Origin of the sequence: Nitratireductor sp. StC3, assembly GCF_003015025.1 — a bacterium.
Classification (GTDB): Bacteria; Pseudomonadota; Alphaproteobacteria; order Rhizobiales; family Rhizobiaceae; genus Mangrovimarina; species Mangrovimarina alexandrii.
Window position 1 is genome coordinate 80,552 of the sequence record NZ_PYBP01000001.1, and the last position, 21,908, is coordinate 102,459.

At 65.0% G+C, this 21,908-nt stretch carries 19 protein-coding genes and 2 tRNA genes; 12 read left to right on the forward strand and 9 right to left on the reverse strand.

What is annotated here, in order from left to right:
• From C7T96_RS00450 to C7T96_RS00465, 4 genes are all read left to right on the forward strand, one after another.
• Complete coding sequence (locus C7T96_RS00450; RefSeq protein WP_106569219.1) at window positions 1-819, forward strand: phytoene/squalene synthase family protein; 819 nt, start codon at window positions 1-3, stop codon at window positions 817-819.
• Between the two features lie 75 nt (window positions 820-894).
• Entirely contained in the window at window positions 895-1,326 is a 432-nt protein-coding gene (locus tag C7T96_RS00455) for a hypothetical protein (RefSeq protein WP_106569220.1), read from the forward strand.
• Window positions 1,326-2,285: a sterol desaturase family protein gene (locus C7T96_RS00460; RefSeq protein ID WP_199190385.1), complete on the forward strand. Its 960-nt coding sequence runs from the start codon at window positions 1,326-1,328 to the stop codon at window positions 2,283-2,285. Before C7T96_RS00455 ends, C7T96_RS00460 begins: the two co-directional genes overlap by 1 nt.
• Window positions 2,286-2,451: 166 nt before the next feature.
• Complete coding sequence (locus C7T96_RS00465; RefSeq protein WP_245414028.1) at window positions 2,452-4,953, forward strand: membrane-bound PQQ-dependent dehydrogenase, glucose/quinate/shikimate family; 2,502 nt, start codon at window positions 2,452-2,454, stop codon at window positions 4,951-4,953.
• An 80-nt stretch (window positions 4,954-5,033) separates the two neighbouring features.
• Here C7T96_RS00465 and C7T96_RS00470 read toward each other — a convergent pair whose 3' ends face one another.
• The gene (locus tag C7T96_RS00470) at window positions 5,034-5,870 is read right to left on the reverse strand and encodes a crotonase/enoyl-CoA hydratase family protein (protein WP_106569221.1); all 837 of its coding nucleotides are present in this window, start codon (window positions 5,868-5,870) and stop codon (window positions 5,034-5,036) included.
• A gap of 48 nt (window positions 5,871-5,918) precedes the next feature.
• Window positions 5,919-7,337, reverse strand: a complete 1,419-nt coding sequence (gene trmFO, locus C7T96_RS00475; protein ID WP_106569222.1) for a methylenetetrahydrofolate--tRNA-(uracil(54)-C(5))-methyltransferase (FADH(2)-oxidizing) TrmFO — start codon at window positions 7,335-7,337, stop codon at window positions 5,919-5,921.
• Window positions 7,338-7,479: 142 nt separating this feature from the next.
• Between trmFO and C7T96_RS00480 the strand changes: the two genes are divergently transcribed.
• A complete protein-coding gene (locus C7T96_RS00480) occupies window positions 7,480-8,055 on the forward strand; it encodes a hypothetical protein (protein WP_238719832.1) in 576 nt (191 codons plus the stop codon).
• A 218-nt stretch (window positions 8,056-8,273) separates the two neighbouring features.
• Here the strand turns inward: C7T96_RS00480 and C7T96_RS00485 are convergent, their stop codons facing one another.
• Window positions 8,274-8,414, reverse strand: coding sequence for a DUF1127 domain-containing protein (locus tag C7T96_RS00485; RefSeq protein WP_106569223.1), 141 nt, complete (start codon window positions 8,412-8,414; stop codon window positions 8,274-8,276).
• Window positions 8,415-8,700: 286 nt separating this feature from the next.
• Here C7T96_RS00485 and C7T96_RS00490 point away from each other — a divergent pair, with 286 nt between their 5' ends.
• The 4 genes from C7T96_RS00490 (at window position 8,701) to tig (ending at window position 12,145) form a co-directional block, all read left to right on the forward strand.
• Entirely contained in the window at window positions 8,701-9,810 is a 1,110-nt protein-coding gene (locus C7T96_RS00490) for a DUF2157 domain-containing protein (protein ID WP_106569224.1), read from the forward strand.
• Window positions 9,807-10,385: a GDYXXLXY domain-containing protein gene (locus C7T96_RS00495; protein WP_106569225.1), complete on the forward strand. Its 579-nt coding sequence runs from the start codon at window positions 9,807-9,809 to the stop codon at window positions 10,383-10,385. Before C7T96_RS00490 ends, C7T96_RS00495 begins: the two co-directional genes overlap by 4 nt.
• A gap of 155 nt (window positions 10,386-10,540) precedes the next feature.
• Window positions 10,541-10,625 (forward strand) — tRNA-Leu (locus C7T96_RS00500).
• An 83-nt stretch (window positions 10,626-10,708) separates the two neighbouring features.
• Complete coding sequence (gene tig / locus C7T96_RS00505) at window positions 10,709-12,145, forward strand: trigger factor (RefSeq protein WP_106569919.1); 1,437 nt, start codon at window positions 10,709-10,711, stop codon at window positions 12,143-12,145.
• A gap of 86 nt (window positions 12,146-12,231) precedes the next feature.
• Here the strand turns inward: tig and C7T96_RS00510 are convergent, their stop codons facing one another.
• The 6 genes from C7T96_RS00510 to phaC all read right to left on the reverse strand — a co-directional run bounded on the left by C7T96_RS00510 (window position 12,232) and on the right by phaC (window position 18,739).
• On the reverse strand, window positions 12,232-12,957 hold the full coding sequence (locus tag C7T96_RS00510) for a methyltransferase domain-containing protein (RefSeq protein WP_106569226.1): 726 nt from the start codon (window positions 12,955-12,957) through the stop codon (window positions 12,232-12,234).
• 170 nt (window positions 12,958-13,127) lie between these two features.
• Window positions 13,128-13,862, reverse strand: a complete 735-nt coding sequence (gene radC / locus C7T96_RS00515) for a DNA repair protein RadC (RefSeq protein ID WP_106569227.1) — start codon at window positions 13,860-13,862, stop codon at window positions 13,128-13,130.
• Between the two features lie 110 nt (window positions 13,863-13,972).
• The gene (map, locus tag C7T96_RS00520) at window positions 13,973-14,800 is read right to left on the reverse strand and encodes a type I methionyl aminopeptidase (protein WP_106569228.1); all 828 of its coding nucleotides are present in this window, start codon (window positions 14,798-14,800) and stop codon (window positions 13,973-13,975) included.
• A gap of 215 nt (window positions 14,801-15,015) precedes the next feature.
• A tRNA-Glu gene (locus C7T96_RS00525) sits at window positions 15,016-15,091 on the reverse strand.
• A 165-nt stretch (window positions 15,092-15,256) separates the two neighbouring features.
• Window positions 15,257-16,576 (reverse strand): D-Ala-D-Ala carboxypeptidase family metallohydrolase, encoded by a 1,320-nt coding sequence (locus C7T96_RS00530; RefSeq protein ID WP_238719831.1) that lies wholly within the window; start codon window positions 16,574-16,576, stop codon window positions 15,257-15,259.
• A gap of 330 nt (window positions 16,577-16,906) precedes the next feature.
• Window positions 16,907-18,739: a class I poly(R)-hydroxyalkanoic acid synthase gene (gene phaC / locus C7T96_RS00535; RefSeq protein WP_106569229.1), complete on the reverse strand. Its 1,833-nt coding sequence runs from the start codon at window positions 18,737-18,739 to the stop codon at window positions 16,907-16,909.
• 110 nt (window positions 18,740-18,849) lie between these two features.
• Between phaC and C7T96_RS00540 the strand changes: the two genes are divergently transcribed.
• From C7T96_RS00540 to C7T96_RS00550, 3 genes are all read left to right on the forward strand, one after another.
• Window positions 18,850-19,248 carry a hypothetical protein gene (locus C7T96_RS00540; protein ID WP_127598761.1) on the forward strand — a complete coding sequence of 133 codons (399 nt, stop codon included), beginning with the start codon at window positions 18,850-18,852 and terminating at the stop codon, window positions 19,246-19,248.
• 69 nt (window positions 19,249-19,317) lie between these two features.
• The gene (locus tag C7T96_RS00545) at window positions 19,318-20,541 is read left to right on the forward strand and encodes an LL-diaminopimelate aminotransferase (RefSeq protein WP_106569231.1); all 1,224 of its coding nucleotides are present in this window, start codon (window positions 19,318-19,320) and stop codon (window positions 20,539-20,541) included.
• Between the two features lie 39 nt (window positions 20,542-20,580).
• Complete coding sequence (locus C7T96_RS00550) at window positions 20,581-21,894, forward strand: homoserine dehydrogenase (RefSeq protein ID WP_106569232.1); 1,314 nt, start codon at window positions 20,581-20,583, stop codon at window positions 21,892-21,894.
• Window positions 21,895-21,908: the final 14 nt, after the last annotated feature.

The window sequence follows — 21,908 nt, forward strand, 5'->3', positions numbered from 1 at the left end:
ATGGCGGCCGATGCGCATGTGCGCGAGATCGTGCGCGCCGGCGATCCCGACCGCTATCTGGCGACCCTTTACGCGCCCGAAGACAAGCGGCCGGCACTGTTTGCGCTTTATGCCTTCCACGTCGAGACGGCCAGGGTGCGCGATCTGGTTCGCGAACCGCTGCCCGGCGAAATCCGGCTGCAATGGTGGCGCGACGCGATCGCCGCCGGCCAGCCGACCGGCAGTCCCGTCGCCGACGCGCTGATTGCGGCGATCGACGCCTATCGCCTGCCGGTGGCCGCGTTCGAGGCCATGCTGGAGGCGCGTGTCTTCGACCTCTACGACGATCCGATGCCCGACAGGACGACGCTGGAAGGTTATTGCGGGGAAACTGGCGCGGCGCTGATCCAGCTTGCCGCGCTGGTGCTCGACGCCGAGACGGCCGCCGGCCAGGCCGACTTGGCCGGCCATGCCGGGTGCGCGCAGACCATGACCGGCCTGTTGCAGGACCTGTCGCGGCACCGCGCGCGCGGCCAATGCTACGTGCCGGCCGATCTGCTCGCCGCCGTGGGGACGGATCGTGAGGCTTTTCTCAGCAACGACGACGATGACGGGGTAGGGCGGGCTGTTGCGGCCATGCTGGCGCTGGCCCGTGATCATTTCGGTGCTTTTTTGCGCGACGCGCCGACACTGCCGGCCAGCCTGCGTCCGGCATTCCTGCCACTGGCCGTAATCGAGGCAAGCCTCGACCGAATCGAGAGCAAAGGCGTCGACGCGCCCGCGCCCTCGGCGCTGCGCAGGCACTGGCTGATCTTGCGCCGCGCGACCGGCGGCTGGTGACGACTCTCTTTTACGTTTACGTCAAAAATGCTACAGCGTGCCGGGCGCAAGGAGCGCCGACGGGAGAGAGCCGGCATGAGCCTGACGGTCCTGGTCGCCATCGTCGTGATCGGCATAGCGGCCGTCCTCGTCGCGGTGCATGCAAGCGGGGGAACGCGTGCGGCCGAACTGGCGAACGCGGATCAGGCGCGCCGGCGGTTTGCCGAGGATTTTCCCAATGAGACGATTGCCGAGGTGCTTCTGACGACACCGCCCACGGCGGCGTTTCTGCTGCTCGACGGCACCCGCACGGGGATCGTCCAGGCGGTGGGAATGCATTTTCTGACCCGTATCGTGCGGCCGCCCGACCTGGCCGCGGTCGACGCCGACGGCGCCACGCTTTGCCTGAAAACCAGGGATTTCACCTGGGCGGGCGGATGTTTCCGGTTCGCAAGCGCCGGGGAGGTGCAGCGCCTGTCGCAACGGCTTTCGCCGGCCAACCGCAACGAGCAACGAAAGAGCGCCTGATGGACGGCTACGATTTTCCAAAAGTCACGGAACTGGCGATCCCGTTTTTCGTCGCCGCGATCCTGCTGGAGCTGTGGCTGGTGCGCTCGGGTCGCGCCAGGGGGGCGTTCGAGACCCGCGACACCTTTACCAGCCTGATGATGGGCACGGGCAATGTGGTGGCCGGCATATTGCTCGGTTTCGTCGCCTATTGGGCGCTGTCCTGGGTTTGGCAGTTCCGCCTGTTCGATCTCGGCCTGCATTGGTGGGTGTTCGTCCTCGCCTTCCTGCTCGATGACCTGCGCTATTACTGGTATCATCGCATCGCCCATCGCTGCCGGTGGGTATGGGCCGAGCACGTCAACCACCATTCCAGCCAGCACTATAATTTGTCGACCGCGCTCAGGCAGTCGTGGACGGGCACGTTCACCGGCATGTTCGTGTTGCAGGCGCCGATCGTGCTGCTGGGCGTCCATCCGGCGGTGATCGCCTTCGTCTTCGGCTTCAATCTGGTCTGGCAGTTCTGGATACATACCGAGACGATCGGCAAGATGTGGGGCTGGTTCGAGGCGATTTTCAACACGCCGTCGCATCACCGCGTCCACCACGCCACCAATCCGCGCTATCTCGATGCCAACTATGCCGGCACGCTGATCATATGGGACCGCATGTTCGGTACCTTCGTGGAGGAGTTGGAAGAGGAGCGGCCGCGATACGGCATCGTCAAGAACCTGGGTACCTTCAACCCGTTCAAGGTCGCCTTCCACGAATGGATCGGCATGTTCAAGGACGCCGCCGCGCCCGGTCTGACGCTGCGACAGCGTCTGGGCTACCTGTTCATGCCGCCGGGCTGGAGCCATGACGGTTCGCGCGAGACCTCGCAAAGCCTGAAAGCCGATTTCGTGCGCCGCAATCCGGCCGAAGCGGGCAAGCCGGGCCTGCCAACGGCGGACGGTGCCGGCCTGGCGTCGACCAAGTAGGCGCAAGGCGCGCAATCGGCCGCTGCCGGCCGGCGATTGATCCACGTCGAGATCTAACTGTCCATAACTCGGTACCGCGATGGACATCGCGGTTCGAGCGTCGTAGGGGCGTGCCCGCTGGGAGGGAAATACGGCGCGCCTGCGTGCCAAACGGAAAGGTCGTTCTATGGCTGCCATGCCGCTTCCCCCGCGCTGGGCCTCCTGGCCCGTTCTTCTTCTTTGCCTCGTCATGCTTGCCGGCGGCGGCTATCTCCTGATCGGCGGAGTTCAGCTCATCTCGCTCGGCGGCTCCTGGTATTTCGCCGTCGCCGGCGCGGGCTTGCTGTTGTCGGCCTGGTTTCTGGCCCGCAGCCACGTTCTGGGCCTGCACATTTTCGTCGTGGTGTTCGTCGGTACGGTGATCTGGGCGATCTGGGAGGTCGACTTCCAGTTCTGGCCGCTGGTCTCGCGCCTGGTCGCGCCGGCGGTGCTGGGCGTGTTGATCTTCCTGGCCGCGCCGTCGCTGAAGCGTGGCAGCGGTCGACCGGCGCGTCTGCCGGCCTTTGCCATGGCTGCGCTGCTGGTCGTGGCGCTTGCTGCGACCGGTTACCGCGCGTTCCAGCCCGTGCCCTACGTCGCAGCCAGCGGGGCGCCGGAAACGCTGGCCGAGACGGCCGAAGTCGCGCAAAGCTGGCAGCATTACGGGCGCACGCCGGCCGGCACGCGTTATGCGCCGTCCGCTCAAATCACGCCCGAAAATGTCGGCCAGCTCGAGGTGGCCTGGGAATTCCGCCACGGCGACGTGCCCATCAACGAGACCGGCACGGGTGCCGAAGACCAGAACACGCCGCTTCAGGTCGGCGACACCGTTTATGTGTGCACGGTGCGCAACGTGGTCCACGCGCTGGACGCCGATACCGGCGAGAAGCGCTGGAGCTTCGACCCCGAAGCGTCTTCGCCGCTGTGGCAGCGGTGCCGCAGCGTCGGCTATTACGAATCGACCGGTCGCATCTCCGCCGGGCTGCAGGCGGTTCGCGCCTCCGAAGCGGAAGCAGCACAGGCAGCGGTGGCTGCGGCCGTCGAGGACGATGGCGCGCAAGGTGAGGCGCTCGTCCCGGCCGAGCCCGAACAGACGCGTCCCGCCGGGCAGGCGGGCATCTGTCAGCGCCGCATCGTCTTGACCACGATCGATGCCCGCCTGATCCAGCTCGATGCCGATACTGGCGCGCCGTGCCCGCAATTCGGTGAAAACGGCACGGTCAACCTGACGGTCGGCATGGGCGAGGTGCGCCCCGGCTTCTATTTCCAGACGTCGGCGCCGACGGTGGCGCAGGGCATCATCATTATCGGCGGCTGGGTCGTCGACAATGTCGCCATCGGTCTTCCTTCGGGCGTCGTACGCGGTTTCGACGCCGAGACGGGCGAACTCGTCTGGGCCTGGGACCTCGGCAATCCGGACATCACACGCTTCCCCCCGGAAGGCGGAACCTATACGCGCGGCACGCCGAATGTGTGGAGCACGCCGGCCTTCGATCCGGAGCTCGGTCTGGTCTACCTGCCGACCGGCAACGCGACTCCGGATTTCTTCGGCGCGCATCGTTCACAGCGGGCGGAGGAATACACCGCCGCCGTCGTCGCGCTCGACATCCAGACGGGACGCGAACGCTGGCACTTTCGCACCGTCAACCACGATCTGTGGGACTATGACGTGCCTTCGCAACCCGCCCTCTACGATATTCCGGACGGGCAGGGCGGCACGCACGCGGCGTTGATCCAAACGACCAAGCGCGGCCAGATCTTCGTGCTCGACCGCGCAACCGGCGAACCGGTCTTCGCGGTTGAGGACCGCGCGGTGCCGCAGGGGGCGGTCGAAGGGGATTGGACGGCCGCGACGCAACCCTATTCGGTGGGCATGCCCAGCATCGGCGCCGACCCGCTGACGGAAGCGCGGATGTGGGGCACCACGCCGTTCGATCAGCTTTATTGCCGCATCGAGTTTCGCAAGATGCGCTATGAGGGCGAATTCACTCCGCCGGGGCTGGAGCCGACGCTGCAATGGCCGGGTTTCTTCGGCGGTATGAATTGGGGCAGTTCGTCGATCCACGAGCCGACCGGCTATCTGGTGTTCAACGACACCCGCTCGCCACACCGCATCCAGCTCGTTGCCCGCAGTGAGGCCGACAAGGCGGACGCGCGCAACTCGCATGAAGGGCTCTCGGGTCAGCTCGGCACGCCCTATGGCGCGGCCAAGGTCACCTTCATGTCACCGCTCGGCATTCCGTGTCAGGAGCCGCCTTACGGCACGCTGACGGCGATCGATCTGAAAAGCCAGACCATCGCCTGGCAGGTGCCGCTTGGCACGGTCGAGGACAACGGTCCCCTCGGCATCAAGATGCATGTGCCGATGCCGACCGGGATGCCGACGGTGGGCGGCCCGGTGACGACGGCTTCGGGCCTGGTCTTCTATGCCGGCACGCTTGACCACAATATCCGCGCCTTCGACCTGGCGACCGGCAAGGAAGTGTGGAAGCACCGGCTGCCGGTGGGCGCGCAGACGACCCCGCTGGTCTACACATCTCCCGAGACGGGCCGGCAATATGTCGTGGTGTCGGCGGGCGGCGCGCGCACCTCGCCCGAGCGCGGCGACTACGTGATCGCCTTCGCGCTGCCGGAGCCGGCGGCCGAGTAGGACGGGGACCGTGGCGGCGCAGGAACGAATGCGCCGCCGGCCTGCCAGCGGGACCTCCGCCGACCGGCCGGTCGCGGCTTTCAGGCTTCGCTTTGCAACAGATCGGCAAACTGGGCTTCGCGCTTGGCCATCTTCGCCTGCACCGCCGCCATCAGGTCCTGCGGCCGCAACATGCCGGCGTTCCAGGTCGCGATATAGTCGAGGCCGTCGGCGACCGAGTGGTCGCGTGCATAGGCGAGGTTGCGCTTGATGCCGGTGATCGCCAGCGGCGACTTGCGCGCGATCGCGTGCGCCAACTCGAGGGCGCCCGCAACCAGCGTCTCGCGCTCGTCATATACCGTGGAGACCAGACCGAACCCTTTCGCCTCCTCGGCGGAGAACCGGCGCCCGGTATAGGCGAGTTCGGCCGCCACGGACGGCGCGATCAGCTTGGGCAGTCTTTGCAGCGTGCCGACATCGGCGGCCATGCCGATATGGATTTCCTCGACGGCGAAGGCGGCATCGGCGGCGGCGAGCCGCATGTCGCAGGCGGTGATCAGGTCGACGCCTGCGCCAACGCAGGCGCCGTGCACGGCTGCGATCACCGGAAATCGCGCCCGTTCCAGCGCGGTGAAGGCGTCCTGCAGCGTCAGGATCAGATCGCGCATGGCCAGCGCCGCCCGTCCCGGTTCGGCCTCGAACAGTTTTGCGATGTCGGCGAAGGCGGCAAGATCCATGCCGCCGGTGAAATTTTTGCCCGCGCCCGAGATCACCGCGCAGCGCACGGTCTGGTCGCGGCCGAGGGCGGCGATCAGGCGCGGCAGGTCGGTCCAGAAATCGGAGCTCATGGCATTGGCCCGGTCGGGTCGGTTCATCACCAGATGAACGACGGCGCCATGGCGCTCGACGTGGAAGAAGGTGCTTTCGAACGCGGTCATGGCGGCGAGTCCCCGGTTGCGTCGGACACGGCTGCCGACTGGGCCCGACTATTCCGCGGCTTCGGCGCGCGGCGCAAGCCCCAGCCAGGCCCGGCAGTCGGCGAGCGCGCGGCCGGTCAAAGCCTTCTTGCGGGCGATGGTTTTTTCCTTGCCACGAAAGCGCCGTCCCTCCGGCTTTTCGATCGCGCCGGGCTCGAGCGGCGCAAACAGGCCGAAATTGACGTTCATGGGCTGGAAGGAGCGTTTGCCCGGCTCGTCGTCGGAGACGATGTGGCCGCCGGTGATGTGGGAAAGCAAGGCGCCGAAGGCGGTGGTAACGGGCGGCGGCGGTGCGGCGCGGCCGAGCCGCTCGGCGGCGGCGAAGCGTCCGGCAAGCAGACCCATCGCGGCGCTTTCGACATATCCCTCGCACCCGGTGATCTGGCCGGCAAAGCGCAGGCCTGGTCGCGATTTCAGTTGCAGCGCGCCGTCGAGCAGGACGGGTGAGTTGATATAGGTGTTGCGGTGCACGCCGCCGAGCCGGGCGAATTCGGCCCGTTCAAGCCCGGGGATCATGCGCAACACGCGCGCCTGCTCGCCATATTTCAGCTTCGTCTGAAAGCCGACCATGTTGTAGAGCGTGCCCAGCGCGTTGTCCTGGCGCAGCTGCACGACGGCGTAGGGCTTGATGTCGGGGGCGTGGGCGTTGGTCAGGCCCATCGGCTTCATCGGTCCGTGGCGCAGCGTCTCCGGCCCGCGCTCGGCCATCACCTCGACCGGCAGGCAGCCGTCGAAATAAGGCGTGCCTTCCCACTGCTTGAACTCGGTCTTGTCGCTGTCGATAAGCGCCTGGACGAAGGCCTCGTACTGGGCCTTGTCCATCGGGCAGTTGATGTAGTCCTTGCCAGTGCCGCCTGGACCGACCTTGTCGTAGCGCGACTGGAACCAGCAAATATCCATGTCGATCGTATCGAAATGCACGATAGGGGCGATCGCGTCGAAAAAAGCCAGTGCGTCGGCGCCGGTTTCGGCGCGAATGGCCTCTGCCAGCGACGGCGCGGTCAGCGGGCCTGTGGCGATGATCGCCTGGTCCCAGTCCGCCGGCGGCAGGCCGCGGACTTCCTCGCGCACCACCGTGATCAGTTCGTGCGTCTCGACTTTCTCCGTCACGGCGGCAGAAAAGCCTTCGCGGTCGACGGCCAGCGCGCCGCCGGCCGGAACCTGGTGGGCGTCGCCGCAGGCCATGATCAGCGAGCCGGCAAGCCGCATCTCCGCATGCAGCAGGCCGACCGCGTTGGTTTCGGCATCGTCGGAGCGGAAGGAATTCGAGCAGACCAGTTCGGCGAGCCCGTCGGTCTTATGGGCGTCGGTGCCGCGCACGCCGCGCATTTCGTGAAGGATGACGGGAACGCCGGCCTCGGCGATCTGCCAGGCGGCTTCGCTGCCGGCAAGACCGCCGCCGATGACGTGGATGGGTTTTGTGTTCATGGGGTCGAGATAGTCCCCGCGCGGGCCGAATGCAATCGGCCGGTGGGCGGTTGCACGGCACGGCGTTTTTCGATTTGCCGGGCCGCGCGTCGTTTTCTATGATCGCACGATGATGGGTGGCGGGTCATTCGGGCGAATCATCGTGGGCTTCGGGCTGGTTGCCGCGGCCGGCTGCACGTCGGTATCGAGCAACTATACCGGCGAGATCACCAAGACCACAACCAAGCGGCTTTATGTCTGCCACGGCTATAATTGTTCCTACAAGACCAGGCTGACCCTGACCGCCCGCGATGGCGAAACCTTCGGCGGCATGTTCGCTTATGCCGAAACGGCGGCGGACGAACGCGGCGCGATCTCCAAGGCGGTGCAATATTTCGAGGATCGTGCCGGCGGCGTGATCGGCGTGCGCGACGCTGCCAAATCCAATCTCGCCGGCTCCCGGGTCAAGGGCCAGATGGATTGCATCGACGAATCGACCAATACCCGCTCGCTGCTGCTCTATCTGCAGGAGCGGGGTCTCCTGAAGCACCATACGGTGGAGTGGAATCGCTCGCGGGGTCTATTCGTCGACGGCCGCTATCCGCATTCCACGGCGATGATCCGCGAGCGCGGCGGCACGCTGTGGGCGGTCGATAGCTGGTACGAGCCGATGGGCGGCGCGCCCGACATCATGCTTTACAGCGAATGGCGCTCGCGCGGGGTGATGGGCGCGCGCTGAGCGGGTGTTCGCGCCCGAAATCGGATATGGATGATCGTGGCAGAATGGTCGTTGGAGACCGGGGCATGGCTTGCGCTGCCCGCAAAAAAACAACACCCGCCGGGGGAGGAGGTCCGGCGGGTGTCGTTTTGGCGGCCGGCATCCGGGAGGAGGTGAATGCCGGCCTTATCCGACAGGACCTGGGAGGAGGATGGTCCTGGCGAAATTCGTGTTCTGTGTTAGATCGAGCGGCGGGCGACGAAGGGGATATCGCCGCGGCTGATGCCCAGATCGTTGAGTTCGCGGTTCGAAAGGCGGCTCAGCTCGTTGACGGTTTCCCGGTAGCGGCGCCAGTTGCGATAATTGCGGATCAGGTTCATGGTCGTTCTCTTTCGTAAATCTTCGTTTCGGCTGTTCTCGTTGACAATTGGAAGATAGGGGCGTTCGGGGCCGATTTGAAGCGCATATATTGCATAGCAGCAATGCATTTTGTGCGGCGCAACATCAGCGGATCGTCACATAAACGCCGCACTCCGCTTTGCCTCGTGTCGAGGCGCGGGCGCGGTCGTATGGTGCAGCGCGGCAATTCCGGTAAAACCGGCTTCTATCCGCGCTCGCCAAAACCGCTAGGATAGAGCGCTTCCGGCCGGTACACAGCGAGCGACCATGGCTTCCTATGCGACACGATTGAAAACCGATATCGAGCGCTGGCGGGCTGCGGGGCTGGTCGACGCGACGACGGCGCGCCGGCTGCTCGAGGATGTCGAAAACACCGGTCGCAGAGGCATTTCGTTCGGCGCCATCGTGGCGATGCTGGCCGCGCTGTTGCTCGGCGCTGCAATTCTGATCTTCGTGGCGGCGAATTGGCAGGCGCTGCCGCGGCTTGCCCGGGTCGGCATGCTGTTTGCGGTGATTCTCTCCGGCTATCTCGGCGGGGCGGGGCTGCACGCGCGCGGCCAGAACGGGGCCGGCGAGGCTGCCTATATGGTGGCCGCCGCCGCCTTCGGCGCCTCGATCGCGCTGATCGGCCAGATGTATCACCTGTCGGGCGACGAGGCGGCCGCGCTGCTCACCTGGTGCCTGGGCGTGGGGCTGGCCGCGATCCTGCTGCGGTCGCCCGCCCTGACGGCGGCTGCGGTCGCCTTGTCCGTCGCCTGGTTGTGGACGGATAGCTGGGATTTTTGGCGCCAGTCCCCCTTGCCTTGGCAATGGCTGGTGCTGGCGGCCGGCTTGTGGGCGGTGTCGTTGTGGACCGCCAGCCGTGCGGCCAGGCATTTGCTGTTGCTCGCTTTCGTCGGTTATGTCTGCTTGATCTATCTGCATGGCGAACGCCTGGCGGTTCCGGTCGCGCTTGCCGTGGCATCGGCCTTGTTTCTGGCGGTGAGCGCCGCGCGCGAGGCGGCCAGTGAGCGGATCCTGCGTTTGGGCGGCGGCGCGCCCGTGCACGGGCTGATCGGCTTTGCCGTGGCGATGATGCTCATCCAGGCGGAAATCGTCGACGATCCGGTCTTCATGCTGGCGGCGCTGGTGACGTTTGGCGGCTGCGTGGCCGCCTTGATGCTGGCTGGCCGTGACAGCCGCGCCCTGCGCTGGTGCGCCTATGCGCTGTTCACGCTCGAATTGGGCGTGGTCTATGTCGCCACTGTCGGAACCATGCTTGGCACGGCCGGTTTCCTGCTCGCGGCCGGACTGATCCTGGCGGCGATGGCCGCCGTCATCATTCGCCTCGAAAAAAGACTGCTCGCGCCCGCGACCGGTCGGGGAGCGCCCTCATGAAAGCCAGGACCGGGCTTTTCTTCGCTGCCGCCCTTGCCGCGGCGCTGCTGCAGATCGGCTTTTTGGCATGGATGATCCAGGCCCGCGCCGATATTTTGCGCCATGGCCGGGAGGTGCGCCTCAAGGTCGAGCCGGTCGATCCGCGCGATCTGCTGCGCGGTGACTATGTGCGGCTCGGGTATGGCATCTCCGTCCTGCCCAAAACGCTGTTTTCGACGCCGCCCGCGGGGACGCTGGCCGAGGGCGCGATCGTTCTGGTCGATGTCCAGGCCGACGAAAAAGGGCTTTTCCAGCCGGTGGCGATGCATTTACCGCAGGGGGCTCCGCCGCCGGACGAAAAAAGCGTGCGCCTGCGCGGCGCGCTCCGATCCGGCCTGTCGCCGGCGACCGACCGGGTCAGGCTGCGCTACGGCATCGAGCGTTTCTATCTGCCGGAAGGCGAGGGCAGGGCGATCGAGGCCGACATGCGCAAGCGCAGCTTTTATGTGATCGCCGCCGTCAGCGCCGCCGGGCAGGCGCAGATCAAGGCGTTTCAGGACGGCGACACCACGCTCTATCAAGAGCCGCTTTATTAGCCGCGCAGCCATTCGGATCGGTAGGCTGAAGCCGACCGCTTGAAAAAACCTGGCATGACGGAAAAAAAGCCGCATTTTTGCGGCCTTTTTCCTTTGAAGCCACAAAGGCTGATGATATAGAACGCCGCGCTTTCGGGGGTCAAAAAGCCTCCGGAGCGGGTGTGGTGGAACTGGTAGACACGCAGGATTTAGGTTCCTGTGGCGCAAGCCGTGGGGGTTCAAGTCCCTCCACCCGCACCACGAAGCCACTCCCGGCAAGAGAATCCGGCTCACGAAACGGCAGGCGCCGGATCGCCGGCATTCGCGAAGACAAAGGTTTGATGATGCAGGTAACCGAAACGCTGAATGAAGGGCTGAAGCGGGAAATCCAGGTGGTGGTCCCCGCCAAGGACCTGGAAGCCCGGCTGATGGAGCGGCTCGAGGACGCCAAGGGCAAGGTGCGCATCAACGGCTTCCGGCCGGGCAAGGTGCCGATGCAGCACATGCGCAAGATGTACGGCAAGGCGGTGATGGCGGAGGTCGTCAACGACATTCTGTCGAATTCCACCGGCTCGATCATCTCCGAACGTGGCGAGAAGGCCGCCATGCAGCCCGAAGTCACGATGACCGAGGACGAGAAGGAAGCCGAGAAGGTGCTGGCCGGCGAGGCCGATTTCAGCTTCCAGATCGCCTACGAGGTGATTCCACCGATCGAGATCCAGGCCGTCGACACCATCAAGGTGACGCGCGAGGTCTACGACGTCGAAGACGCCGAGATCGAGGAGCAGATGCTGCGGATCGCCGAATCGGCACGCAGCTTCACGCCGAAGAAGGGCAAGGCCGAAGACGGCGACCGGGTCACGCTGGATTATGTCGGCAAGATCGACGGCGAACCCTTCGAGGGCGGCGCGGACGACGGCGCCAATCTGGTGATCGGCTCCAAGCAGTTTATTCCCGGCTTCGAGGAACAGTTGGTCGGCGCCAAGGCGGGCGATGAAAAGACCATCACCGTCACGTTCCCGGCCGAGTACCAGGCGGCGCATCTGGCCGGCAAGGAAGCGACGTTCGACGTCAAGATTTCCGAAGTCTCCAAGCCGGAGGCGTTGGAACTCAACGACGAACTGGCCAAGAATCTCGGGCTCGATTCGATCGACAAGCTGCGCGAAATCGTCAAGGGTCAAATCGAAAGCCAGTACGGCGCGCTGACCCGTCAGAAGGTCAAGCGCCAGCTTCTCGACGCGCTCGACGGAGCCTATTCGTTCGAGGCGCCGTCCAAGTTGGTCGAGGCGGAATTCCAGAATATCTGGAACCAGGTGACGAACGATCTCGAAAAGGCCGGCCGCAGCTTCGAGGACGAGGACACGACCGAGGACGAGGCGCGTGCGGAATATCAGCGTCTCGCCGAGCGTCGCGTGCGGCTCGGCCTGGTGCTGGCCGAAATCGGCGAGCAGGCCGGCGTCCAGATCACGGACGAGGAGATGCAGCGCGCGCTGATCGAGACCGTGCGCCATTATCCCGGCCAGGAAAAGGAAATCTACGACTATTACCGCAGCAATCCGCAGGCACTTGCCACGTTGCGCGCGCCGCTGTTCGAGGAGAAGGTCGTCGACCATCTGCTCGGCCAGGTCGAGGTGACAGACAAGAAGGTTTCCAAGGAAGAGCTGCTGGCCGACGACGAGGACGAGACGGCCGAAAAGCCGGCCAAGAAGGCGCCGGCGAAGAAAAAGGCCGCACCGAAGAAAAAGGCCGCGGCCAAGGACGCAGAAGAGAGCGCCGACTAGAAGACGGCCTCCCTTTCAACGGAGTCATGTGAAAACGGCCGCCCGATCCGGACGGCCGTTTTGCGTTTCGCGCTGTGCGGCTGCGGTCAGCAGCGGTCGCGGATCGCGATTATCGATTTGTTCAGACCGAACGCTTTCTCGTGCACGATCGCGGCATCGGGAAACAGCCCCGCCATCTCACGCGTCGACAGGAGCCGATGATGGTGGATGATGTCGCGCGCCTCCTCCAGCGAGTCGATGCGCTGGAAAAAGCCGAGTGCGAAGCGCGTCAAAAGGGCGGCGCGGACGCGTTTGGGAAGGTACTGGAAGCCTGGGAAGCGGAAATGCGGCTCGTAGGCAAACCAGTAGTTCGGCGTCTGGACGTAATAGCGCGGCGCCAGGCGGCGCGCATTGGCGGCGAACGCCTCCATGTTCGACCAGTCGCCGACATGCTCGATCACCGAATTGGAGTGAACAAGGTCGAACTGCCGGCCGGCAAACAGCGCCGGATCCGAGGCGCTCTCGGCGACGAAACTGAACAAGGAAGGGTCCTCGACCTGCTGGTCTTCGGTATTGACCATGGTGAAGGACAGCCGGCCGCGATTTTCGCGGATGAAATCGGCGCCGATCTTCCAATAGGTCTCCGTCCCGCCCAGATCGAGGATCTCGGCGCGGCCGCGTTCGGCGATGATCGCCTCGATCAGGCGGCGGATATGGACGAAGCGGCGGGCCCGGAACCCGAATTCCAGGCTGTTCGAATTCTCGTACGGATTGGCCCGGCGCGGGCCGAGCATGTCGAGACCGCCGCTGTCGGCTGTCTGGCGAATAAGCATGATAAACTCCCACGGTCACCCGCTGAGAGTGTTAAACGAAAGTTAATCGACTTGCTTAACAATTGACAAATTTGGTTAATTGCCTTTTTGAGATAGGTTTCTCGAAAACCTTATTTATTTAAAATAATATTCAAATTTGAATGAATATATATTGAAAAATTACATAAATTTTAGATCAGTTGCAGACCCTTCAGGCTGGCGTGGCCGTTCTTGCCGACGATAATGTGATCGTGGACGGCGATGCCGAGCGGTTTGGCCGACTCGACGACCATCCGCGTCATCTCGATGTCGGCGCGCGAGGGCGTGGGATCGCCTGAGGGGTGGTTGTGGACCAGGATCAGGGCCGTCGCCGATAATTCGAGCGCACGCTTGACGACCTCGCGCGGATAGACCGGCGTGTGATCGATCGTTCCCTGCTGTTGGACCTCGTCGGCGATCAGCGCGTTCTTCTTGTCGAGAAACAGGATGCGGAACTGTTCGCGCGGTTCGAACGCCATCGCGGCGCGGCAATAGTCGATAACGTCGCTCCAGGAGGTCAGGACCTGGCGTCCGCGAATGCGACCCTTGAGCATCCGTTCGGCCGCGGCGGCGACCAGTTTCAGGTCGAAGGCAACCGCCGGGCCGACGCCCTGCACCTCGCGCAGCAGGTGTTCCGGTGCGCCCAATACTTCGGCGAACGATCCGAAGCGGCCGATTAGCGCCTTGGCAACCGGCTTGGTGTCGGCGCGCGGAATCGAGCGAAACAGAAGCAATTCAAGAAGCTCGTATTCGGCGAGCGCGGCCTGGCCTCCGTCGCGCAACCGCTCGCGCAGCCGCTCGCGATGGCCCGAATAATGCGGCTTGCCGGCGCGGGGCACGGGGTTTTCGGCAAAAAAGCCGCGTTCGTCGTCATCCTCCGGCGCCATCCAGCCTCCCGCTTGCAGGACGCACATTCCATGACCCACCCGGCGGCAAGCCTAGACCGTTTCGTGGCCGGAGGGAATCGCCGTGCGGAATGGGGCGGGACGCTGCGTTTTCAGTCGCGCAGGCCCGGCCGGTCGAGCCCGGCCGGCGACAGGGTGAAAATCTCGCAGCCGGTTTCGGTGACGCCGATACTGTGCTCGTACTGCGCTGACAGCGAGCGGTCGCGCGTGACCGCCGTCCAGCCGTCCGACAGCACTTTGACATGCGGCCGACCGAGATTGATCATCGGCTCGACGGTGAAGATCATGCCCGGTTTCAGCTCCACCCCTTCGTTCGGGCTGCCGTAGTGCAGGATGTTGGGCGCGTCGTGAAACAGAAGGCCGACGCCGTGGCCGCAAAAATCGCGCACTACCGAACAGCGCTCGCCTTCGGCATAGGTTTGGATCGCCGCGCCGATCGCGCCGGTGCGTGCGCCCGGCCGGATCGCCGCGATGCCGCGCATCAGGCTTTCATGGGTCACCTCCAACAGCCTTTCGGCCGCCCGCTTGATCTGCCCGACCGGGTACATGCGCGAGGAATCGCCGTGCCAGCCGTCGAGGATGTAGGTGACGTCGATATTGACGATGTCGCCCTCGCGCAAAGGCTTGCGGTCGGGAATGCCGTGGCAGACCACGTGGTTGATCGAGGTGCAGGACGATTTGGTGTAGCCGCGATAGTTGAGCGTCGCCGGGATGGCCTCGTGGTCCATGCCGAATTCGAAGATGAAGCGATCGAGCGTTTCGGTGGTGACGCCGGGTTCGACCATCGGAACAAGCTCGTCGAGGCAGCGCGCGGTCAACTGGCAGGCGCGGCGCATGCCTTCGAAGCCGGTCTCGTCGTAGAGGCGAATCTGACCGGTGTTTTTGAGTGGCGCGGTTGCCGCGTCCTGATAGGTGACCATGGGCTCGTCTTTCGGGCGTGCGTTGGCAACGGGAGCGGGCGCGGCCGTCGGTGGCGGCACCTTCATACGCAGATTTGGCATCGAAGCGCGCCGGCATCAAGCCCGCAGCGCTGCCATTGCCGCGAAAGGGCGCATGCCTGGGTCGACCGGCATGGCCAAAAGCCCCGCCTCGATGGGGCGGGTCGCGCTGCATTCAATGGGATCACTGGAAAGATTGGCACGCCCAACGGGACTCGAACCCGTGTTTCCGCCGTGAAAGGGCGGCGTCCTAGACCGCTAGACGATGGGCGCGCGGGGAACGTGCGGCCTTATAGTCAGCTTCCTGTTGGGCGACAACCCGCAAAACAGATCGGGCGGAAGATTTTTTGCCGGGCTGCATAAATCACACGCCAATGCCCGCCATCGCGCTGCAGCGATCGCGAAAACCGGCGAGTGGGAAGGCGGGAACGGCGGGGCTCAGCGCCGGCGACGACAGCGCCAGTTCCAGTCCCGCTCGGGACCGACATCGATATGCACCGATTTGGTGTGGCAATAAGTGCCGACACCGCCGCGACCGGGCATGGCGCGGACAAAGCGGGCCAGTTGCGCCTTGGATACGCCCGGCACCTGCACATCGGCGGCCGCGCAATACATGTGCAAGGAGTTGCGCGCGCCGCGCGCGCGTCGATTGCGCGCCGGGCTGCGATAGCCGGAGGTGACGATAAGCTTCTTGCCGAAATGCTGCTCGACCCGGCGCAGCACGCGCACGAGCGACGGTTTGAGGCAACCGACATCGACCCTGTCGGTCTGCTTGATCAAGCCGTTGGGGGCAAGACGGGCCAGACCCGCCGCCGAGGCCACGCGTACCGGCTCGCCGGCCTCGTGCACGTCGATGTCGTCGTCTTCGTCGAGCCCGGATTTTCTGGTGATCTCGAACAGCGCCGATTGGCGCACGCCGGGCAGGGCATCTCCAGAACCGGTCGGCGAGACCGGATCGATGATCGGCTTGGCCGGTCCGGTCGAGGCAAGCGCGACCACCGGCTCGCGGCGCGGCGTGGTTCTTGCGGCAGGCCGCTCGGCGGTGTCGGCCGAGCGCACGTCGTTGGAAAACAGGCTTGCCAGAAAACCGCGCTTTTGAACCGGCGCGGGCGCGGGCCCGGGGCCGCTCTCGATGAAGGCGGTGGGTTCGGGGGCGACGGGCTGCGTTGCGTCGTCGGTCGATGCGGCGGTTTCTTCGGCGGCGTTCGCCGGCGCGGGCAGGGGAGGTGTTGCGGTTTCTGGCTTGTCGGCCGGTATGGCGGCGGCAACGGTCGTTTCGGGCGTTGCGATGCGATTCTGGCGCGGCGCGCGGCCGCGCTCGGTCTCGGCGGTTCGTGGCGCGGGACTGTTGAACAGGCTGGCGAAGAAACCGCGTTTTTTCGGCGGTTCGGCCGGCGGTGCCGGGGCGGGTTGCAATGTCGCGGCGGCGGTTGCCCCGCCCGACTCGTCGCCGGTCTCGACCGCTCGGTCCTGTCCGTTAGGCGTTGCGGCAAGGGCCTCGGCGCTCTCCTCGCCGGGCATCGGCGCGCCCGTGCCGGGCTTGTCGGCGGGCAGGTAGGCGACCTCGGTGGGTAGCACCGTGTCGCCTTCTTCTATCACGGAAGGCGGGGGCGCTTCGTCGATCGTGGCGAGATCGCTCTCTTCGATCGCGTCCAGAACGACTGGGCCGGTCGTGGTGCCGCTGGTGCCGTTAAAGGACGGGGAGGCGACATCGAACATCGATCCGCCGGTCGTGCAGGCGCTGAGCAGAACCGACAACGCCGCTGTCGCGAGTATGCGGCGGTTCCTGCTGCCAACGAGCGCTTGCGTTGTTTTCAACGGATTCCCCTCTTACCGTTCCCAATTCGGAACGCAGCCCTTCCAACCCCGTGCCCACCGGAGCCGGACAATCGCGGAATCGATCATTCGAGCCCTAACGAAGTCACGCTCAAAGTGCAATCCCGGCCGCCACCCCGCGCTAGGAGTGAAATGCGGCAGCACCGTGTTGCACAGGCGGTTGCGCGGCGTTTGCGCCGTCGCACGCCATCACAGACCATTACCGTTCGTTACCCGACTTGTACCGTTCTACTGCCCACCTGCCGCGCTTCGCTATATCCTGACGGTGACGTAGTCGCCGGGCGCGTCGCCCAAAATCGGCACTTTTTCGTCTTCGGGCCGCCGCGCGGACACGCGTTTGCGATCTTGTTTTTCGATCCACTTTTGCCAGTGCGGCCACCAGGAGCCGGAATTTTCCTTGGCCGACTTGACCCAGTCGTCGAAGGCGCCCAGCGGTGGCCCGCCGGTCCAGTGCTGGTATTTGTTCGATTGCGGCGGGTTGACGACGCCGGCGATATGGCCCGAGCCCGCCATCACGAACTCCACGTCGCCGCCGAAGAACTGGCAGCCGACGAAGACCGAGCGGGCTGGCGCGATATGATCCTCGCGCGCGGCCAGATTGTAGACGGGGATGGTGACGTCCTTCAGCGACAGCGTCTCGCCGCCGAGCACCATCCGCCCGCGCGACAGATTGTTCTCCATGTAGCAGTTACGCAGATAGAAGGAGTGGTTGGCGGCGGCCATGCGCGTGGAATCGGAGTTCCAGTACAAGAGGTCGAACGGCATCGGCTCCTTGCCGCGCATGTAATTGTTGACGACGTAGGGCCAGATTAGGTCGCCGGCGCGCAGCATGTTGAAGGCGGTGGCCATCTTGGTGCCGTCGAGATAGCCCTTGTCGTTCATGGCCCGTTCGAGCGCGGCGACCTGGTCCTCGTCGACGAACACTTTCAGGTCGCCGGCATGGGTGAAATCGACCTGGGTGGTAAAGAAGGTGACGGAGCCGATGCGCCGGTCGCCACGCTTGGCCATCAGGGCGAGGGCGGCGGCCAGCAGCGTGCCGCCAACGCAATAGCCGATCGCGTTGACGGTGCGCTCGCCGGTCGCTTTCTCGATCGTGTCGAGGCAAAAGCCGATGCCTTCCTCGATATAGGCGTCCCAGCCCTTCCTGCCGTGGCGCCCGTCGGGATTGACCCAGGAAATCACGAACACGGTGTGGCCCTGTTCGACGGCCCAGCGGATGAAGGATTTTTCCGGGTTCAGGTCGAGAATGTAGAATTTGTTGATCCACGGCGGGCAGATCATCAGCGGCCGTTTCAGCGCCTTGGGGGTGGTCGGCTCGTACTGGATGATTTCGGCCAGCTCGCTACGCGCGACGACCTTGCCCGGGCTGGTGGCGATATTTTTGCCGACCGCGAATTTGGAGTAGTCGGCCTGGCGCAGTTTTAGATCGCCCTTGCCGGCGGCGATGTCCTCGGCCAGCATTTTCATGCCGCGCACCAGGTTTTCGCCGTTGGTGGCCACCGTCTCGCGGAACAGTTCGGGATTGGTGAGGATGAAGTTCGACGGCGAGATCGCCTGGGTGATCTGGCGGACGTAGAAATTGGCCTTGTGGCGGGTGTGTTCGTCCAGGCCATCGGCATGTTCGACAAGCTCGCCCGCCCAGCGCGAGGTCACCAGATAGGCTTGTTTGAGGAAATCGAAAAACGCATTGCGGCCCCATTCGGGATCCTGGAATCGCTTGTCGCCGCGCTCGGGCTCGACGCCGCCTTCGCCGCGCTGCTCGCCCGACATCCTGCCGACCGCGTTCGACCACACGTTCATGTAGCCGGCGAACAGCTTGGTCTGGGCCTCGAGCGCGCGCGCGGGGTCCGACAGCCAGTATTCGGACAGTTTGGAAAAGGTCTTGACCATGTCGGCCATCGGCTCGGCGACGCTGTCGCGCACCTCGCCACGTTCGCGTGGCGTCACCCAGGCCGAGGCCGCCTTGCCGGCCTGCTCGATCATGTGGGCGAGATTGCGGGCGAACTGCTCCGGATCCTTGACGATATATTGTTCGACCGACGAGGCGCTGGCGTCCGTATTGGTCTTGTCGTCCTGGCTGGCCATTGCGGCGCTGCTCCTCCCGGGCCTTTTGTTGACACAATATCATGTGACGGCCATAGCGGTCCATTGAACCGGCGGCCGGGATTTGCCTAGCCGACGTTCGGGAACGCAATATGTCGAAACCATCTCGATCGTTTCTTTCCCGTGCCGTTTTGCGCGGACTGATCGTCGCAGCGCCTGTTGCGGTGGCGGCCTGTGCTGGCGTTCCGATCGAGGACGCAGTTCCGGCCGGCGCGCTCGACAACGGCCCGACCGCCCCCATCGACGGTGTGTCGCCGCCGGCGTTGCGCAATACCGGCCGTTATCCGAATCTGAATGTGCCGCGCCAGGGCGCGGTCAACCAGCTCAGCCCCGGGGAGGCCAGCGCCAAGAAGGGCGAGGTGCGCCGCTCGGCCAGCGGTCAGGCCGAGGTCGCCCAGCAACCGGGTATCGCGCCGTCCGAACTGGAAAGGTTGCGCAAGCTCGGCGAGACGCACGGCGAGGAGACGCTCAAGAAGATCGAGGGCGAGTGACGCTATCGACCGACTGCCGGATTGGGTGTATACGCGCGCCCAGATCGCTCCATTCCCGTCGAGACCGTCATGGAAGAGTTTCACAAAACCCGCCGGCTGCCGCCTTACGTGTTCGAACAGGTTAACCGCCTGAAGGCCAGCGCGCGGTCCAGGGGCGCCGACATCGTCGATCTCGGCATGGGCAATCCCGATTTGCCGACCCCCAAGTCGATCGTCGACAAATTATGTGACGTGGTGCGCGATCCGCGTACCCACCGCTACTCCGCTTCGCGCGGCATCCCCGGATTGCGGCGTGCGCAGGCCGCCTATTACGCCCGTCGTTTCGGCGTCAAGCTCGATCCCGAAAGCCAGGTCGTCGCCACGCTCGGCTCCAAGGAGGGGTTCGCCAACATGGCCCAGGCGATCACCGCGCCGGGCGACGTGGTGTTGTGCCCCAACCCGACCTATCCGATCCATGCTTTTGGCTTCATCATGTCGGGCGGCGTCATCCGTTCGATCCCCGCCGAGCCGGATTCAGGTTTCATTCCGGCGCTGGAACGCGCGGTCAAGCATTCGATCCCGCGGCCGCTGGCGCTGATCCTCAACTATCCGTCCAATCCGACGGCCTATGTCGCCACGCTCGATTTCTACAAGGATGTGGTCGCGTTTGCCAAACGGCACGACCTCATCATCCTGTCCGATCTCGCCTATGCCGAGATCTATTTCGACGACAATCCGCCGCCCTCGGTGCTGCAGGTGCCGGGCGCCATCGACGTCACGGTCGAATTCACCTCGATGTCGAAGACCTTTTCCATGCCGGGCTGGCGCATGGGGTTCGCGGTCGGCAATGACCGGCTGATCGCCGCGCTGTCGCGGGTCAAATCCTATCTCGACTATGGCGCGTTCACGCCGATCCAGGTGGCGGCCGCCGCGGCGCTCAACAGCGACGGGTCGGATATCGAGGAGGTGCGCGAGACCTATCGCCGCCGTCGCGACGTGCTGGTCGAATCGTTCGACCGTGCCGGCTGGACCGTACCGGCGCCGGCGGCGACCATGTTCGCCTGGGCACCGATCCCCGAGCCGTTCCGTGAGGCCGGTTCTTTGGAGTTTTCCAAACTGCTGGTGGAAAAAGCTGACGTCGCGGTGGCGCCGGGCATCGGTTTCGGCGAACATGGCGACGATTTCGTGCGCATCGCCTTGGTCGAGAACGAACATCGCATCCGCCAGGCGGCGCGTTCCATCAAGCGTTTTCTTGCCGGCAGCGTCCGGCCGGACGGCGAGACCAATGTGGTCGCGCTCGGCGCGCGCCGCTGAACCAGCACATGATTTTTTGAACGAAAGGGGCTGACGGCCATGGGCGAAGCATTGCGTGTCGGAATTGCCGGTCTTGGCACGGTCGGCGCCTCCGTCGTGCGCGTGCTGACCGACAAGGCCGCCGAACTGACGCGCCAATGCGGGCGCGAGGTCGCCGTGGTTGCGGTGTCGGCGCGCGATCGCCACAAGGATCGCGGCATCGCGCTTGCCGATGCGGCATGGTTCGACGATCCGGTCGCGCTCGCCAAAAAGGCCGAGATCGACGTTTTCGTCGAACTGATCGGCGGCGAGACGGGCATCGCCAAGGACTGTGTCGAAGCCGCGCTTGCGGCCGGCCGCCATGTCGTGACCGCCAACAAGGCGCTGTTGGCGGCCAGCGGCGTCGGGTTGGCCGAAAAGGCGGAAAAACGCGGTGTCCTTCTCAATTACGAGGCGGCGGTGGCCGGCGGCATCCCGGTCATCAAGACCATGCGCGAGGCGATGGCCGGCAACACGATCAGCCGTGTCTTCGGCATCCTCAACGGCACCTGCAACTATATTTTGACGCGCATGGAAGAGGAGGGGCTGTCGTTCGCCGACTGCCTGGCCGACGCTCAGCGCCTCGGTTATGCGGAAGCCGATCCGACTTTCGACATCGAGGGCCACGACACGGCCCACAAGCTGTCGCTTTTGACCAGCCTTGCCTTCGGCACCCGCATTTCGGCCGGCGACATCTATATGGAAGGCATTTCCAACATCACCCAGGCCGATATCCGCGCGGCCGGTGAGTTGGGCTACCGGATCAAGCTGTTGGGCGTTGCCCAGCGCACCGAAAGCGGCATCGAGCAGCGCGTGCACCCGACCATGGTGCCGACGGCCTCGGTGATCGCCCAGGTCGACGGTGTCACCAACGCGGTGGCGATCGAGACCGACATTTTGGGCGAATTGCTTTTGTCGGGGCCGGGTGCCGGCGGCAACGCCACCGCGTCGGCCGTAGTCGGCGACATCGCCGACATCGCCAAGGCGAGCCCCGGCTTCCAGCACGGGCCGGTCTTCGGCCGGCCGGCGCGCGAACTCGCGCCCTATAAGCGCGCCCGCATGCGCGCCCATGCCGGCGGCTACTTCATCCGGTTGACGGTGATCGATCGCGCAGGCGCCTTCGCCGCGATCGCCAAGCGCATGGCCGCCAACGATATTTCGCTGGAATCGATCGTCCAGCACGCCAACGGCGAAAACGGCGCCGACCACAAGACGGTGATCCTGGTCACGCACGAGACCACCGAGGCTGCGGTGCGCAAGGCCGTCGAGGGCATCACCCGGGACGGCCATGTCGTCGACACGCCACAGGTGATCCGCATCGAGCGCGCCGAGTAGGCCGCGGCGGTGCT